This is a genomic window from Micromonospora sp. MGP-C2 (assembly GCF_057766525.1).
Genome location: NZ_JBYMEN010000002.1, coordinates 4,594,178 through 4,609,096 on the forward strand (window position 1 = coordinate 4,594,178; position 14,919 = coordinate 4,609,096).

The following is a 14,919-nucleotide window of genomic DNA, read 5'->3' on the forward strand; positions in this document are numbered from 1 at the left end:
TTCACCGACGGCGGAAGGCGGACGTGATGACCACAGTGGTGTCCACTGCGGCACTGATCCGGGATCAGCTCCGGCGGTCGCGGCTCGCGGCCGGGCTGACCCAGGAGGAGTACGGCAAAAGGGCGCACTACTCGCCGTCCATGGTGTCGGCGGTCGAGCTGGGGCAGGCGGCGCCCAACCTCGCCTACCTGACCCGGGCCGACGAGGTGCTCGACACCGGCGGCCTGCTGGTCTCGCTGCGCGAGCTGGGCCGGCGTGACGGCGAGCCGGTCTGGTTCCGCCCCTGGCTGGAGGTCGAGCGGGTCGCCACCCAGTTGCGCTGCTTCGGCGCGACGATGATTCCGGGGCTGTTGCAGACCGCCGACTACGCCCGTGCGGTGTTCCGGCTCGACCTGGGGTTGACCGCCGGCCGGGTCGAGGAGTTGGTGGCCGCCCGGCTGGAACGGCAGGCGATCCTCGACCGGGAGCACCCGCCGCAGCTCACCGCCGTGATCGACGAGGCCGCGCTACAGCGCTTCGCGGAGGGCTGCGCCGGTGTGCTGGCCGAGCAGCTCCGGCACCTGGTGGCGTGCGCCCGCCGTCCGCACATCAGGGTGCACGTGCTGCCGCAGAGGGTGGGGTTGCACGCCGGCCTCTTCGGGCCGTTCATCCTCGGCCGCACCGCCGACGGCAGTTGGCTCGGCTTCCTCGACAGCCAGACCGGTGGCACCGCTGTGGACGACATCAACGAGGTGGCGACCCTGCTCGGAAGGTGGGAGAGTCTGCGCAGTGACGCGCTGCCCCGGCAGCAGTCCATCGACCTGCTCGAGGAGATCGTGAAGCCATGGATCTGACCGGAGCCCGCTGGCGCAAGTCCACCCGAAGCGGCAATGACGCTGGCGCCTGTGTCGAGGTCGCCGACAATCTGCCCGGCCGGGTGCACGTCCGCGATTCCAAGGACCGCGACGGTGGCCTGCTGACCTTCACCCCGGCCGCGTGGAAGGCCTTCGTCGAGCTGGCCCGCACCCCCTGATCCTCCGCTGGCCCCTCGTCGCAGACGTCCATCAAGGTGACGGTCCGGCGTGCGTCACCTGGCGCGGTCAGCCGCCGAACCAGCCCGGCATGTCGAGGCGGAACCAGTTTGCCGAGGCCATCGTGCCGAGGTCGTCTTCCATCGCGGTGACCCGGTCCGGGCCGAGCGTGTCCGCCCACCGTGCACGCAGCCGGTCGAAGATCTCGGCCGAGCGGCGTAGCCCGTCGGCGCCATGCGGTGTCACCCGGACCAGTCGGCGTCGGGCGTCGGAGGGATCGTCGGCCCGCTCCAGGTAGCCGACGGCCACCAGCCGGTCGATCGTCTTGCCGGCGGCCTGTTTGGAGATGCCCAGTCGCTGGCCCAACTCCGTGGCGGTGGTGCCGTCCGCGCCGACGGCCTGGAGCACGAACCCGTGCAGCGGCCGCAGCTCCGGATGCCCCTCCCGGGCCAGTTCGGCGTGCAGGTCGTCGATCAGCGTCCGGAAGCCCGCCAGCAGCAGCAGTGGCAGGTGGAACCCGGGGCGCGCGGGATCAGCGGTTGCCATGTTCGACAACCACGTTTACTATTTCGTCAACCACGTTGACTATCTTACGGGATGCGGCACCGACCCTCCCGACCGACGCTGCCGAAAGCAGGTAACCATGCCCGTCTTCACCGCTCACACAGCCGAGACCGCACCCGCTGCCGCCCGCCGAGCCATCGAGGGCGTACGCGGCCGGTTCGGCTGGCTGCCCACCCCGGTGGCGCTGATGGCCGACTCGCCACAGTTGCTCACCGGCTTCCTCGCCACCAGCGCGGGCTTCGAGCAGACCGACCTCGCCCCGCTGGAGCGGGAGGTGGTCATCCTGGCGGTCTCCACCACCAACGAGTGCCACTTCTGCGTCGCCCTGCACACCGGCAAGCTCACCCAGCTCGGAGCGACCACCGAGCTGATCACCGCACTGCGTGCCGGCTCGGCGCTGCCCGAGCCGCGACTGGAGGCGCTGCGCCGGTTCACTCTGGCCGTGCTCGACCACCGGGGCGCGGTGCCCGACAACGAGTTGCACGAGTTCCTGACCGCTGGCTACCAGCCCCGGCACGCGCTGGACGTGGTGCTCGGCGTCGGCGCGTACACGATGTCCACCTTCGCCAACCGGCTCACCCAGGCACCGCTCGACCCACCGCTGGCCGCCCACGCCTGGACGCCCGCCGCCTGACCGGGGGCGCCTGCCAACCGCTGCTCAGGCCGCCCCGAGGAAGTCCCGCAGCAGGGCGAGCATCTCGTCCGGGCGCTCCTCGTAGAGCCAGTGCCCGCAGTCCTCGATCACCTCGCCGCGGACCGTGTCGGCGTACCGGCGAACCTGCTCGGCGACCTGCCCGCCCAGGCTGGCCGCCGCCCCGACGGCCAGCACCGGCATCGTCAGCTTCGTGTCCCGGTACGCCGTGTTGTCGGCGATGTCCTGATCGAACGCCCGGAAGTAGGCGAAGCTGGCCCGCAGATGCGCCGGGTCGCGCAGGTGGCTCGCGAACTCCTCGATGTCGGGGGCGGCGATGCTGCCCTTGCGCACCATCAGGGCGTCGGTGAACCGGTCCACCCAGAGCGACTCCCGCCCGCGGACCAGCTCCTCCGGAAGCCCGTTGCCGATCGAGAAGTAGCCGAAGTTCCACACTCCCGGGCCGGCCGAGGTGAGCGCGGGGAACGTGTAGATGCTCTCGTCGGGGATCGGTGCCTCGGTGAGCACCAGTCGGCTCACCCGCTGCGGATGGGCGGCGGCGTACGCGTACGCCACCATGGTCCCCAGGTCGTGCCCGACCAACCGGAGGTCACTGACCAGGCCGAGCTGGTCGAGCAGCCCGTGCAGGTCGGCGGCGACGGTCTTCTTGTCGTACCCGCCGGCCGGGGCGTCGCTGCTCCCGAAGCCGCGCAGGTCGGGTGCGACCACGTCGAAGGATCGGCTCAACTCGGGCAGCAGGTTCCGCCACATGTGCCAACACTGCGGATACCCGTGCAGCAGAACCAGCGGCGGGCCACTGCCGCCACGGACGTAGTTCATGGAGATCTGGCCGACCCGCGCCCGTTGCTCGGTGAACCCCGCCGGAACCCGCTCCGCGCCCATCGCCGCCTCCGTCCGCCAGCCGTCCGCCGCCGGCTGCCCGGCTACCCGCTCGACCGCCCACCATGCCTGCGAGTTCTGCGCCCTGACCGTTGATCCACTCGCGTTTCAGGAAGTCGGGCCCTCCCAGGCCAGTGGACACCCCGACTTCCGGAAATCCGAGTGGATCAAGGTGTGGGCCGAGCCTCCTGACCGGCAGCCGACCGGGTCATCGCGAGTGTCACAGCACCCGGCCTGGGCCGTTCGGCACCCCGTGCGGGAGACTGGCGACATGGCGGCTCGTGGCTTCCCGTACACCGATCTCAAGGACTTCCTCGCGGCGCTGGAGCGCGCGGGGGAGCTGCGCCGGGTCGACGTCCCGGTCGACCCCACCCTGGAGATCAGCGAGGTGGTCACCCGCACGGTGCGGGCCGGCGGCCCCGCGCTGCTCTTCGAGCGCCCGACCCGGGGCGACATGCCGGTGGCGATCAACCTGTTCGGCACCGAGAAGCGCATGGCGATGGCCCTCGGGGTGGAGAACCTCGACGAGATCGGCGCGCGCATCGGCGAGCTGCTCAAGCCGGAGCTGCCGCAGGGCTTCTCGGGCATGATGGGCGGGCTCGGCAAGGTCATGCAGCTCAAGTCGATGCCGCCGAAGAAGGTCAAGACGGCCCCCTGCCAGCAGGTGGTCTACCGCGGCGACGACGTCGACCTCAACCGGTTGCCGGGGCTGCAGATCTGGCCGGGTGACGGCGGGATCTTCCACAACTTCGGGCTGACCCACACCAAGCACCCGGAGACCGGTAAGCGCAACCTCGGGCTCTACCGGCTGCAACAGCACTCGCGCAACACCATCGGCATGCACTGGCAGATCCACAAGAACTCCACTGCACACCACGCGGTCGCTGAGCGGCTCGGGCAGCGCCTGCCGGTGGCGATCGCCATCGGCGCCGACCCCGCCGTCGCATACTCGGCCAGCGCGCCACTGCCGGCCGACATCGACGAATACCTGTTCGCCGGGTTCCTGAGCGGCGAGCGCGTCGAGATGGTCGACTGCCTGACCGTGCCGCTGCAGGTGCCGGCGCACGCACAGATCGTCCTCGAGGGCTACATCGAGCCGGGCGAGCGGCTGCCCGAGGGCCCGTTCGGCGACCACACCGGCTTCTACACCCCGGTGGAGCCGTTCCCGGTGATGCACATCGAGTGCATGACCATGCAGCGCGACCCGGTCTACCACTCGATCGTCACGTCGCAGCCGCCCCAGGAGGACCACGGTCTCGGCAAGGCCACCGAGCGGATCTTCGCGCCGCTGCTGCGCTTCCTGATCCCGGACATCGTCGACTACGACCTGCCCGCCGCCGGGGTGTTCCACAACTGCGCGATCGTGTCGATCCGCAAGCGGTACCCGAAGCACGCCCAGAAGGTGATGAACGCGATCTGGGGCGCGCACATGATGTCGCTGACCAAGCTCATCGTGATCGTCGACGAGGACTGCGACGTGCACGACTACAACGAGGTCGCGTTCCGGGCCTTCGGCAACGTCGACTACGCGCGCGACCTGCTGCTCACCGAAGGGCCCGTCGACCACCTCGACCACGCTTCGTACCAGCAGTTCTGGGGTGGCAAGGCCGGCGTCGACGCCACCCGCAAGCTGCCCACCGAGGGCTACACCCGCGGTTGGCCGGAGGAGATGCGCATGAGCCCGGAGGTCACCGCCCTGGTCGACAAGCGCTGGAAGGAGTACGGGCTCTGATGGCCGTCCTCGACGCACCGGCGGAGAAGCCGGGCCGGGTCAAGTCCTTCCTCAAGCTCGTCGCGATCGAGCACTCGGTGTTCGCCCTGCCCTTCGCGTATCTGTCGGCGTTGAGCGCCATGCAGGTCAACGGCGGACGGGTGCGCTGGTGGGACCTGCTGCTGATCACCGTGGCGATGGTCGGAGCGCGGACGTTCGCCATGGCCGCCAACCGGATCCTCGACCGGCGGATCGACGCGCGGAACCCGCGTACCGCCGGCCGGGAACTGGTCACCGGGGCCGTGAGCGTGCGGACGGCCTGGACCGGCGCGGCCGTCGCGCTGGTGGTCTTCCTCGCCGCCGCCGCCCTGCTCAACCCGCTCTGCCTGGTGCTCGCGCCGCTGGCCGTGGTGCCGCTGGTGGTCTATCCCTACGCCAAGCGGTTCACCAACTGGCCGCACGCCATCCTCGGGATCGCCCAGGCGGTCGGCCCGGTCGGCGCCTGGCTGGCCGTCACCGGCACCCTGGACGGCTCCTGGCCGGCCTGGCTGCTCGGCGTGGGTGTCGGGCTGTGGATCGGCGGCTTCGACCTGATCTACGCCTGCCAGGACTCCGAGATCGACCAGGAGATCGGCGTGCACAGCGTGCCGGCCCGTTACGGTCGGCGCTTCGCCCTGCACGCCTCCACTGTCGCGCACGTGGTGACCTTCGGGCTGTTCGTCTGGTTCGGGGTGCTGATCGGCTTCGGCTGGCTCTGGTGGATCGGGCTGGTGCTGACCGCTGTGGCGTTCGGCTACCAGCACCTGGTGGTCACGCCCACCGACCTGAGCAAGGTCAATCGGGCGTTCTTCACCGCCAACGGGTTCGTCGGCATCGCGCTGTTCGTGTTCGCCCTGCTCGATCTTGTGGTGCGGCTCGGCCTGCGCGCCTAGGGCCTGTGTCGTCATCGGCGGACCCGCTGACCCGGTAGCCCCCCGGGGTCAGCTCCGGGCTGCCGAATACCTAGCGCTCTCCATCGACCAGTCGATCGTCCCCCGCACCGAGCGGGCGACTCCCTCGACGTGCGCGGCCACCGCCCGGTCCAGCTCCGGGCCGAAGGACGGGATCGTGGCCCGCAGCTCCATGAATCGGCCCATCGTCGTGCGCCAGCGGGCCACCGCCGCCTCTACGGCCCGCTCGTCCGGCAGGCGCTGCTCCCGTGCGATGGCCAGCACCAGGTTGTGCCCGCCCGAGGTGACCCTGTCCTTCTCCAAAGACACCAGGTCGTTGAACCAGGAGAGCAGGTCGTTGCCGGTTGCCGCGAGCGCCCATAGCGCCGGGTGGTGGTAGACGGGGTCTGGCAGCGCGTGACCGGTGACGAACTCGATCATGGTGTACGACACGTACGCCGCCGAGGTCGCCCGGCGCAGCGCAACGTATTCGGAGACGGCGGGGACGTGGCCCCTGGTCTTGTTCTCCGCCTCCGTCCGGTCGCCTGCCAGGTGGTGGGCGACCGCGTCGGCGAAGCGCTGCTGCCAGGGCGGGGGCATCCGGGCACGCGGCGCTTGCCACGCGTCCGCGAGCATCTGGCGCAGCGGTCCCCGGAACCCTGCCGTGCGGGCGCCGGGGCCGTGGCGCAGCACGTGGAGCACGCCGTCCCGCAAGGCAGCGACGTCCGCGCCGCTCGCACCGTGCGGTCCGTCGCAGGCGTCGTCGAGCAGGAAGAACCAGGTCCAGAGGGCGGCGACCGTACGCAGGTCGGCGGCGCTGGCGTCAGGGTAGAGCCGACCCGCGTACCAGGCGATGTGACCGGCATCCAGCCGGCGCAGCTCGTCGTCGTCCAGCGGCAGATCGAAGCGGCGCACCCAGCCCGCCAGCCACTCCTGGGTCGCCTCGGCATGCGGCGAGCACCGCGAGAGAAGGGGACACTCGGCACGTAGTGCGCGGGCTGCCGCCACCGTCATCGCTCGTACCGTCCCTCCGGTTGCCGCACAGAGGTTTTCCCCCCATCCGAGCATGTCAGAAATCGGCTGTCGATGATGTCCGTCGCAGGCCGAGAGGACGGCGGACGGGCGAGGGCGGGGGGCCACGGCACGGTGCACGGCCGGACCAGGCAGGCTGGGGGCATGCGCGAACCATGGGTGGTCGGAGTCTCCGGCGCTTCCGGTACGCCGTACGCGGCGGCCGTCATCGGCGGACTGCTCGACGCGGGCGAGCCCGTGGACCTGATCGTGTCCCGCGCGGCACGACTCACCGTGCTCGACGAGACCGGCCGATCGTTCCGCGACGGGCACTGGGCCGAGGACCTCTCCGCCTGGCTCGACCGGGACCTGACCGGGGCGGATGTGCGGCACTGGCCGGCCGGCGACCTGGCCGCCGGGCCGAGCAGCGGCTCATACCGGGTACGCGGGATGGCCGTGGTCCCGGCCAGCACGGCAGCCTGCGCCGGGATCGCGATCGGGCTCTCCAAGGACCTGTTGCAGCGTGCCGCCGAGGTCAACCTCAAGGAACGCCGCCCGGTGGTGGTGGTCCCCAGGGAGACACCGGTGACCCGCAGCCATCTGGAGCACCTGATCGCGCTGCACGATGCGGGCGCGGTGGTGCTGCCGGCCAGCCCTGGCTTCTACGGGGCTGGCGCGGCCGCCACCGCCCAGCAGTTGGTCGACTTCGTGGCCGGCAAGGTGCTCGACGCGCTCGGCGTCCCACACACCCTGTTCCGTCGGTGGTCCGGGCAGCTCGGCGCGACCCGGACCTGAGCCGGCCTGATCCTCAGTCCGCCCCGCCGTGCCGCCCGGCGGTCGTAGGTCGTAGCGGGACGCGGACCGGACTGGTGTCCGGTCCGCGTAGCGTTGTCCGCACCAGTTCAGTACATGCCAGCGTTGGCCGGACCCGGCCCCGTGGATGCGGCCGGCCCCACATTGCGTGGCTTTCCGACCTCATCCACCTCGTCCAGCATGCCCTCCCCCTCAAGCAGGGCTCGCACCTCGGATTCCCGAAACCGGCGATGCCCGCCTGGAGTCCGGATGCTTCCTATCCGGCCGGCCGCCGCCCATCTAGTCACAGTTTTCGGGTCTACCCGAAACAGCGCGGCGACCTCACCCGGTGTCAGCAGGCGATCTCCAGTGTCCACAGCCCCCTCCTCGCGTCGACGAAGCCCCCGGCTGAACACACTGCCCCCGGCTGGTGCGTAGCCCAGAGCCGTCATGAGGGACGTATGGCAATTACAGCACCAGGGACATGGCCTGTCCGCCCAAACGCGAAAAATGCACTGAGTGGGGAGTTAGTAATGGTACTGGTGCTACCTCTGCCTTGACCGGCGGTTTGCGAACAGTGACTCACCGCTCAGTCCAACGGATGCCGAACGCCTCGCGTTATGCCTCAGCGGTTAGGGTCACTCTCTGTGGACGCCATCGACCTGAACCTCGTCGACCTGCTTCGCGGCAACGCTCGCCTCTCGTACGCCGAGTTGGCCCGACAGGTGGGCCTCTCGGCCCCGGCCGTGCACGAACGGGTCGGCAAGCTGGAGAGCAGCGGCGTGGTCCGGGGCTACCGGGCGGACGTGGCCCCGGAGTCGATCGGGCTGGGCGTCACCGCGCTGATCGGCATCGTCGAGGACTCCGGCGCCGACAGCGACGACATGCTCGAGTCTCTGCGGGTGCTGCCCGAGATCGAGTCCTGCTACTTCATGGCCGGCGTGGAGTCCTTCCTGCTCAAGGCGCGGGTCGGCACGATCGCCGAGTTGGAGCAGTTGATCGTGCGGCTGAACCGCACCCCCGGGGTCGCCTCCACCCGCACCGCCATCGCCCTCTCCACGAAGTGGGAGAACCGCCCGCAGCCGGTTGGCCCGCCCACGGCCTGACCGCCGCGTACCCCTGGTGTCGCCCGGCCTGCCGGCGGTAGCGTGCGCCGATGACCCCGCCGGTACGTCCTGTGGCCGTGGTGACCGGCGCTGCCGGGGGCCTCGGCCGGGCCATCGCCACCGCGCTGCACGCCGACGGCTGGTCGGTGCTGCTCACCGACCTGGACCCGGCGGCGGTCGCCGCCGCCGCGGCACCCCTCGGCGGCTGGTCGGCGGCCCTGGACGTCCGGGACGAGGACGCCTGCGCCGCCGTCGCCGCGACCGCGGCGGGCCGGGGCGAGTTCGCCCTCTGGGTCAACAACGCCGGAATCCTGGTCACCGGGCCGTCGTGGGAGCACGACGGCCCGACCCGTCAGCGGGTGTTCGACGTCAACGCCCTCGGTGCCATGAACGGCACCCTCGCCGCACTGGCCGTGATGCGCGGGCAAGGTCACGGCCACGTGCTCAACGTCGTCTCGCTGGCCGGGCTGATCGCCGCGCCCGGCGAGACGGTGTACGCGGCCAGCAAGCACGCCCTGCTGGCGTTCAGCCTCGGCACCCTGTCCGACCTGCGGATGGCCGGATACCGGCGGGTGCACGTCTCCTGCCTCTGCCCGGACGGCATCTGGACCCCGATGCTGCACGACCGGCTGGACGACCCGGGGGCGGTGGCCTCGTTCACCGGCTCGATGCTGACCGCGCAACAGGTGGCCGCCCGGGCGGTCCGGTTGGCCCGCCGACCCCGCCCGGTGGTCAGCCTGCCCCGCTGGCGGGGAGCGCAGGTGCGCCTGCTGGACGTCCTACCGGGGCTGGCCGTCGCACTGACCCCGATCGTCCAGGCCGCCGGCCGCGCAGGTCAGCGCCGCCAACACCGTCGGAGCACGCCGCCGGACCGGCGCTGACCACCGCTGGCCTGCTTGCTACGTTTCCGAGCGTGACTCATCTCGACCGCTGCGACGATGCCAGCCGGACCTGGGTGACGGAGGCGATCGCCGCCGTCGAGGCGGACGCGAACCGCTCGGCCGACACCCACCTGTTGCCGTTCCCGCTGCCCCGCGCCTGGGGGGTCGATCTCTACCTCAAGGACGAGTCGTCCCACCCCACCGGCTCGCTGAAGCACAGGTTGGCCCGCTCACTGTTCCTCTACGGCCTCTGCAACGGCTGGATCGGGCCGCAGACCACGATCGTCGAAGCGTCCTCGGGCTCCACGGCGGTCTCCGAGGCGTACTTCGCCCGGATGCTCGAGCTGCCGTTCATCGCGGTGATGCCGGCGTCCACCTCGCCCGAGAAGATCGCGCAGATCGAGTTCCAGGGCGGCCTGTGCCATCTGGTGGACGACCCCGCGAGCGTGGTGGTCGAGGCCCGGTGGCTGGCCGAGGACTCCGGCGGGCACTTCATGGACCAGTTCACCTACGCCGAGCGGGCGACCGACTGGCGGGGAAACAACAACATCGCCGAGTCGATCTACGCCCAGTTGGAGTTGGAGCGGCACCCGATCCCCACCTGGGTCGTGGTGGGCGCCGGCACCGGGGGCACCAGCGCGACCATCGGCCGGTACGCCCGGTACCGCCGGCTCGCCACCAAGCTCTGCGTGGTCGATCCGGAGAACTCTGCGTTCTACCCGGCCTGGCTGGCCGCCGACTGGTCGGTGCGCACCGGGAAGGGCTCCCGGATCGAGGGGATCGGCCGTCCCGCCGTGGAGGCGTCGTTCCTGCCCTCGGTGGTGGACCGGATGGTCCAGGTGCCGGACGCGGCGTCACTGGCAGCCATGCGTGCCGGCTCGGCGGTGCTCGGCCGCCGGGTTGGCGGCTCCACCGGCACCAACCTGTGGGGTGCCTTCGGCCTGATCGCCGCGATGCTCGCCGAGGGCCGGACCGGCTCGGTGGTCACCCTGATCTGCGACCCGGGCGACCGCTACGCCGACACGTACTACGCCGACGACTGGGTGGCCGCCCAGGGCCTCGACCTGACGCCGTACCTGGCCACGATCGAACGCTTCCTGACCAGCGGCACCTGGCCCGCCTGAGTCACGCGGGCGCGGTCAGCGCGGGTCGATCCGCTCGGCGAGCCCGGGGTAGCGCACCACGAAGCCGCTGTCGTCCAGATCGATGTCGGCGGTGAAGGTGCCGCTGGCGAAGCGCACCCGGCCCGGCCCGAGCCCGCTGTAGATCTGCTCCGCCGCCACCACCTCCAGACCGGGCAGCAGCACCCAGGCGACGGTGATCCGGTGTGCCAGGTCGGCCGGCTCGGCGGCCAACCCCAGCCGGTGGACCGGCAGGGAGTTGAACAGCGGTGAGCCGCTCAGGTCGACGTCGAGCGCGTCGGCCAGCCGGTCCGGGTCGTCGGTGCCCGGCAGGCCGGCCCGGGGGTGACCGGCCGCGACCAGTGCCGCGTCCAGGTCGCCCTGCTCGGCGGTGGTCACCCGCCACCGGTCCGCGGCTCGCTCCAGCTTCACCCTGCGCAGCCAGCCCAGCCCTTCGGCCTCGACCTCGACCCGGGTGGTGGTCCAGTCCGGCGCGGTCGTCAGCTGGTAACGGGCGGTCCAGGGGATCGGGTCCACGGCGAGCAGGGTGCCCCGAGCCGTCAACCCGCGACCGTCGTCGAGCAGCACCTGCTCGCTGCCGGCGGTGTCCGTCCGGGACCAGAAGATCGTCTTCGGCATGGTCGGCATGAGCCGGACGTTACGCGACCAGGAGGACATCGGCAGGGCATGCGCGAACGCCGCCGCGAAGCCTGGGCTCCGCGACGGCGTTTGGTGGATCAGTGAATCAGTGGGTACGCGCTGGCGGTCGCCCGCCGAACCCGCGCCGGTCGTCACGCGGACGGTCCTCACGGGGCCGGTCGTCGCGGGGACGGTCGTCCCGAACACGGCTCTCCGGGCGGAAACCGCCCCGAGTGTCGCGGTCGCCGAAGCGCCGGTCACCGGTCGGCCGGTCGCCCCGGCCGTCCCGGTCGCCGAACTGCGGCCGGTCCCCGAAGCGACGCTCACCGGTCGGGCGGTCGCCCTGGGGCCGGTCGCCGTAGCGACGCTCGCCGGTGGGCCGATCGCCGTAGCGGCGCTCGCCGCCCGTGCGGTCACCGAACCGACGCGGACCGCCGGAACGGTCGTCGAACCGACGCGAGCCGCCGGAGCGATCGCCGTAGCCCCGGGGCTCCGCCTCGAGGCGAACCGGGACGCCGCTGGGCTCCCGGGCGCCGACCAGCTCGGCCAACGCCTGGTCGCCGACCCGGACCCGGGTCTCGGCCGGCGCGACGCCGGCCTTCTCCATCATCGCCAGGGTGGTGCGGCGCTGCTTGGGCAGCACCAACGTGGCGACCGCGCCGGACTCGCCAGCCCGCGCGGTGCGCCCTGCGCGGTGCAGGTAGTCCTTGGGGTCCTTCGGCGGGTCGACGTGCAGCACCAGGGTGACACCGTCGACGTGGATGCCCCGAGCCGCCACGTCCGTGGCGACCAGCACGTTCATCCGGCCCTCACGGAACTCGGCCAGCGTCTTGGTGCGCATCCGCTGGGTCTTGCCGCCGTGCAGCCCACCGGCGCGTACGCCGACCGCCGCGAGCTGCTCGACCAGCCGGTCCACGCCGAGCTGGGTGCGGGCGAAGACCATGGTCCGACCGTCCCGAGCGGCGATCGAGGCCGCCACCGGGAACTTCTCGTGCGGCGGGATCAACAGCATGTGGTGGTCCATGGTGGACACCGAGGCGGTCGACGGCGCGGTGGAGTGGGTCACCGGGTCGGTCATGAACCGCCGGACCAACGCGTCGACGTCGCCGTCCAGGGTCGCCGAGAAGAGCAGCCGTTGACCGTTCGCGGGCGTCTTCGCCAGCAGCTGGGTCACCTCGGGCAGGAAGCCCATGTCGGCCATCTGGTCGGCCTCGTCGAGCACCGTGACCTCGACGTCGTCGAGCTGGCAGATGCCCCGCTCGATCAGGTCGCCGAGCCGGCCGGGGGTGGCCACGATGATCTCCACGCCGCGCCGCAGCGCGTCGATCTGACGGTCGTACGGAACACCGCCGACAGCGGTCTTGAGGAAGATGCCGACGGCCTTGCCCAGCGGCAACAGGGCGTCGTTGACCTGCATGGCCAACTCCCGGGTCGGAACCAGGATGAGCGCGCGGGGGCGCATCGGACGGGCCCGGTTGCGGGTGGCCAGCCGGGCGATCAGCGGCAGACCGAAGGCGAGCGTCTTGCCCGAACCGGTCTGCCCACGGCCCAGCACGTCACGGCCGGCGAGCGCGTCCGGCACGGTGGCCCGCTGGATCTCGAACGGGCTGGTGATGCCCTGCTGTGCCAGCGCGCGGACCAGCGGCTCGGGCAGGCCGAGGGAGGCGAAGTCGACCGGTGCGGCGGCCTCGGCCGGCGCGGACTCGGCCGGCTGGGCGGCGGTCGCCGCCGCGGTGCCGGCCTCGCTCAGAGCGGCGTCGAGCGGCTCCGAGGCGGTGTCGGTCGCCGGGGTTGAGTGGAAAACGGACGTAACGGTGCTGGGGTCAGCAGAGGTGGTCAACAAATGCCTTTCGAGCGGGGCGCATCTTCGCGATGGCCTGCCGCGGCTGTGCCGCCGGATCGCCCGCAAGACCGCCCATGGGCGCACACCACGCGCGCCGGGTCAGTGATCTATGCCAGTGTACGGCGGTCCGGCGAACCCGCCAGTCGGTTGTCCGGCGGTAGTGGGCGGACTCACCATCACGCCCGCCCGATGACTCACCCGTTGAGCGCGCCGCCGACCAGACCGTCCAGGGCGTCGCCGGCAAGCAGAACGATCATGACACTGATCGCGACCAACAGCCCCAGAGCGGCGGCCAGGACGATCATGACCTTGGCGTTGCTGCGCCGCTCGGACGGCGTGTCGGCCCAGCCCTGGGCCAGGATGTGCCCGGTCAGCGAGCCGGAATTCTCCACCGCGTTGGCGGGCATCGCGATCGTGGCGAAACCCGGCCCGTCGCCGCTGCCGTAGACGGTTCCGGCCAGGTCGGTGTCGCCGCTGTGTCGCCCACCACGAGCACCGGTCGTGCCCTGTCTGGAGCTGAACGAAGGGCCGGCGGTCCCTCCGGTGAACCGGGAGTTTCCGCTGGCGCTGCCCGTCGACGGGGGAGTGCCGACGCTGGACGGCGGCCAGCTCGGCAGCGCTGGCGCGGGCACCACCGGCGGTGCGGAGACGGGTGCCTCGGCCCAACCGCCGCCCGCTGCGGGGCGGGCCGCCTGGGCGGTGGACTGCCATCCGGCCGGCGGTGCGGAAACCGATGCGCTCGCTCGTACGCCGGGCGTGTCGGTCATCGCCGGCGGAGGCGGAAACGGCGGCGCCGGCATCGGGCCCGGCGGACCCGGCGGCGCGGGCACCGGCGGACCGGGCGGCGGCACGGGCGGGCCCGGGATGGGCGGCGAGGGCGGGCCCGGCATGGGCGGCACCGGCGAGGGCGGCGGTACGGGTGGACCCGGGACGGGCGGAACCGGACCGGGCGGCGGCGTGGGTCGGGGCCCTGGCGTCGGCATCGGGCCGGGCGGGTACGGCCCCGGATCCGGCGCGGGCTCCGGCTCGGGCGGTGACGGTTGGGTCGGCCCGGGGCCGGGTGGAGTGGGTGACGGCTCCGGTTCCGGAGTCGACGGCTCCGGTGGCTGGGCCGGCTCCGGTGGCTGCGCCGGCTCGGGCGGCTCGGGGTTCACCGGCCCGGCTCCGTAGACGGTGGGCGTGCTCCCCCGGGAGGCCGGGGTGCGGATGGCACCGGCCGTCACCCGGCTGCTGCCGGGAACCGTGGCACTGGCCCGGGCCGGTGCGGTCGAGTCGTTCCGCTGCCCGGGCAACGACACGTCAGCCGGACTGGCCGAGCCGGTCGCACGGTACGTCGTGGCGGTGACCGGGGCCCTGACCGGCAGGTCACTGCGGAGAGCCCCGGCGGTGGCGACGCTGGCTCTGGCCCGTACCGGCGCGGCGGGTTGGTCCGGGCGGGCGTCGGCGGTCGCCGCCTGCCCGGGGCCGACGGCGGGATCGTCCGTGTCGACGCCGCGGCCGACGGAAGCGGCGTCGGCCGCGTCGGCGTCGGCGGGCGCGGCATCGGCGTCGGCTGAGTCGTCACGGGGGGACGGGGTGTCGTCAGTGGCGGCCGAAGCTGTGCCGGTGGCGGCCGGGGCCGTGTCGCTGGCAGCCGGGTCAGCGGGAGGGCTGACCGGGGCGGCCTCGGTGGGAGACACCGGGTCGCCGGTGCCGAGCCCTGGCGGGTCGGCTTGGTCGACCACAGGGTCGACAGTCTCCGCCGGATCTTTCTGCTCGGCCATCTCCGCCCTCCGCGCCAT

General features: G+C 72.1%; 16 protein-coding genes. 9 read left to right on the forward strand and 7 right to left on the reverse strand.

Annotated elements, in window-relative coordinates:
• The first annotated feature begins 26 nt into the window (after positions 1-26).
• Together AC3CF1_RS21095 and AC3CF1_RS21100 are read left to right on the forward strand one after the other, a co-directional pair.
• Positions 27-833, forward strand: a complete 807-nt coding sequence (locus tag AC3CF1_RS21095; RefSeq protein ID WP_488451105.1) for a helix-turn-helix domain-containing protein — start codon at positions 27-29, stop codon at positions 831-833.
• The gene (locus AC3CF1_RS21100; RefSeq protein ID WP_488451106.1) at positions 824-1,012 is read left to right on the forward strand and encodes a DUF397 domain-containing protein; all 189 of its coding nucleotides are present in this window, start codon (positions 824-826) and stop codon (positions 1,010-1,012) included. Before AC3CF1_RS21095 ends, AC3CF1_RS21100 begins: the two co-directional genes overlap by 10 nt.
• Positions 1,013-1,079: 67 nt before the next feature.
• On the opposite strand, the gene AC3CF1_RS21105 is transcribed toward AC3CF1_RS21100, so the two are convergent.
• The gene (locus AC3CF1_RS21105; RefSeq protein ID WP_488451107.1) at positions 1,080-1,556 is read right to left on the reverse strand and encodes a MarR family winged helix-turn-helix transcriptional regulator; all 477 of its coding nucleotides are present in this window, start codon (positions 1,554-1,556) and stop codon (positions 1,080-1,082) included.
• Positions 1,557-1,653: 97 nt separating this feature from the next.
• On the opposite strand from AC3CF1_RS21105, the gene AC3CF1_RS21110 reads away from it, so the two are divergent.
• Entirely contained in the window at positions 1,654-2,208 is a 555-nt protein-coding gene (locus AC3CF1_RS21110; RefSeq protein ID WP_488451108.1) for a carboxymuconolactone decarboxylase family protein, read from the forward strand.
• Positions 2,209-2,232: 24 nt separating this feature from the next.
• Here AC3CF1_RS21110 and AC3CF1_RS21115 read toward each other — a convergent pair whose 3' ends face one another.
• Positions 2,233-3,108 carry an alpha/beta fold hydrolase gene (locus AC3CF1_RS21115; protein WP_488451109.1) on the reverse strand — a complete coding sequence of 292 codons (876 nt, stop codon included), beginning with the start codon at positions 3,106-3,108 and terminating at the stop codon, positions 2,233-2,235.
• Between the two features lie 268 nt (positions 3,109-3,376).
• On the opposite strand from AC3CF1_RS21115, the gene AC3CF1_RS21120 reads away from it, so the two are divergent.
• Both AC3CF1_RS21120 and mqnP read left to right on the forward strand, forming a co-directional pair.
• Positions 3,377-4,837: a menaquinone biosynthesis decarboxylase gene (locus AC3CF1_RS21120; protein ID WP_088952141.1), complete on the forward strand. Its 1,461-nt coding sequence runs from the start codon at positions 3,377-3,379 to the stop codon at positions 4,835-4,837.
• Entirely contained in the window at positions 4,837-5,748 is a 912-nt protein-coding gene (mqnP, locus tag AC3CF1_RS21125) for a menaquinone biosynthesis prenyltransferase MqnP (protein WP_355161665.1), read from the forward strand. Before AC3CF1_RS21120 ends, mqnP begins: the two co-directional genes overlap by 1 nt.
• Before the next feature lie 48 nt (positions 5,749-5,796).
• Here the strand turns inward: mqnP and AC3CF1_RS21130 are convergent, their stop codons facing one another.
• A complete protein-coding gene (locus AC3CF1_RS21130) occupies positions 5,797-6,759 on the reverse strand; it encodes a terpene synthase family protein (RefSeq protein ID WP_488451110.1) in 963 nt (320 codons plus the stop codon).
• A gap of 162 nt (positions 6,760-6,921) precedes the next feature.
• Here AC3CF1_RS21130 and AC3CF1_RS21135 point away from each other — a divergent pair, with 162 nt between their 5' ends.
• Positions 6,922-7,551: a UbiX family flavin prenyltransferase gene (locus AC3CF1_RS21135; RefSeq protein WP_088951086.1), complete on the forward strand. Its 630-nt coding sequence runs from the start codon at positions 6,922-6,924 to the stop codon at positions 7,549-7,551.
• Positions 7,552-7,658: 107 nt separating this feature from the next.
• Here the strand turns inward: AC3CF1_RS21135 and AC3CF1_RS21140 are convergent, their stop codons facing one another.
• Positions 7,659-7,925: a BldC family transcriptional regulator gene (locus AC3CF1_RS21140; RefSeq protein WP_007454516.1), complete on the reverse strand. Its 267-nt coding sequence runs from the start codon at positions 7,923-7,925 to the stop codon at positions 7,659-7,661.
• A gap of 270 nt (positions 7,926-8,195) precedes the next feature.
• Between AC3CF1_RS21140 and AC3CF1_RS21145 the strand changes: the two genes are divergently transcribed.
• Genes AC3CF1_RS21145 through cds1 form a run of 3 tightly spaced genes read left to right on the forward strand, consistent with a single transcriptional unit; the run spans position 8,196 to position 10,659 of the window.
• Positions 8,196-8,654, forward strand: coding sequence for an Lrp/AsnC family transcriptional regulator (locus tag AC3CF1_RS21145; protein ID WP_088951087.1), 459 nt, complete (start codon positions 8,196-8,198; stop codon positions 8,652-8,654).
• Between the two features lie 50 nt (positions 8,655-8,704).
• Positions 8,705-9,535: an SDR family NAD(P)-dependent oxidoreductase gene (locus tag AC3CF1_RS21150; RefSeq protein WP_488451111.1), complete on the forward strand. Its 831-nt coding sequence runs from the start codon at positions 8,705-8,707 to the stop codon at positions 9,533-9,535.
• A gap of 32 nt (positions 9,536-9,567) precedes the next feature.
• Positions 9,568-10,659 carry an L-cysteine desulfhydrase Cds1 gene (cds1, locus tag AC3CF1_RS21155; RefSeq protein WP_488451112.1) on the forward strand — a complete coding sequence of 364 codons (1,092 nt, stop codon included), beginning with the start codon at positions 9,568-9,570 and terminating at the stop codon, positions 10,657-10,659.
• Positions 10,660-10,674: 15 nt separating this feature from the next.
• On the opposite strand, the gene AC3CF1_RS21160 is transcribed toward cds1, so the two are convergent.
• The 3 genes from AC3CF1_RS21160 to AC3CF1_RS21170 form a co-directional block, all read right to left on the reverse strand.
• The gene (locus tag AC3CF1_RS21160) at positions 10,675-11,295 is read right to left on the reverse strand and encodes a putative glycolipid-binding domain-containing protein (protein WP_387381033.1); all 621 of its coding nucleotides are present in this window, start codon (positions 11,293-11,295) and stop codon (positions 10,675-10,677) included.
• 106 nt (positions 11,296-11,401) lie between these two features.
• Positions 11,402-13,135: a DEAD/DEAH box helicase gene (locus tag AC3CF1_RS21165; RefSeq protein ID WP_488451113.1), complete on the reverse strand. Its 1,734-nt coding sequence runs from the start codon at positions 13,133-13,135 to the stop codon at positions 11,402-11,404.
• 197 nt (positions 13,136-13,332) lie between these two features.
• Complete coding sequence (locus tag AC3CF1_RS21170) at positions 13,333-14,901, reverse strand: hypothetical protein (protein WP_488451114.1); 1,569 nt, start codon at positions 14,899-14,901, stop codon at positions 13,333-13,335.
• Positions 14,902-14,919 lie beyond the last annotated feature (18 nt).

Coding starts and splice junctions, on each gene's coding strand:
- AC3CF1_RS21095 (WP_488451105.1), top strand. CDS start 27: ATGACCACAGTGGTGTCCACTGCGGCACTGATCCGGGATCAGCTCCGG.
- AC3CF1_RS21115 (WP_488451109.1), bottom strand. CDS start 3,108: ATGGGCGCGGAGCGGGTTCCGGCGGGGTTCACCGAGCAACGGGCGCGG.
- AC3CF1_RS21110 (WP_488451108.1), top strand. CDS start 1,654: ATGCCCGTCTTCACCGCTCACACAGCCGAGACCGCACCCGCTGCCGCC.
- AC3CF1_RS21135 (WP_088951086.1), top strand. CDS start 6,922: ATGCGCGAACCATGGGTGGTCGGAGTCTCCGGCGCTTCCGGTACGCCG.
- AC3CF1_RS21100 (WP_488451106.1), top strand. CDS start 824: ATGGATCTGACCGGAGCCCGCTGGCGCAAGTCCACCCGAAGCGGCAAT.
- AC3CF1_RS21120 (WP_088952141.1), top strand. CDS start 3,377: ATGGCGGCTCGTGGCTTCCCGTACACCGATCTCAAGGACTTCCTCGCG.
- AC3CF1_RS21160 (WP_387381033.1), bottom strand. CDS start 11,295: ATGCCGAAGACGATCTTCTGGTCCCGGACGGACACCGCCGGCAGCGAG.
- AC3CF1_RS21130 (WP_488451110.1), bottom strand. CDS start 6,759: ATGACGGTGGCGGCAGCCCGCGCACTACGTGCCGAGTGTCCCCTTCTC.
- AC3CF1_RS21150 (WP_488451111.1), top strand. CDS start 8,705: ATGACCCCGCCGGTACGTCCTGTGGCCGTGGTGACCGGCGCTGCCGGG.
- AC3CF1_RS21170 (WP_488451114.1), bottom strand. CDS start 14,901: ATGGCCGAGCAGAAAGATCCGGCGGAGACTGTCGACCCTGTGGTCGAC.
- AC3CF1_RS21105 (WP_488451107.1), bottom strand. CDS start 1,556: ATGGCAACCGCTGATCCCGCGCGCCCCGGGTTCCACCTGCCACTGCTG.
- mqnP (WP_355161665.1), top strand. CDS start 4,837: ATGGCCGTCCTCGACGCACCGGCGGAGAAGCCGGGCCGGGTCAAGTCC.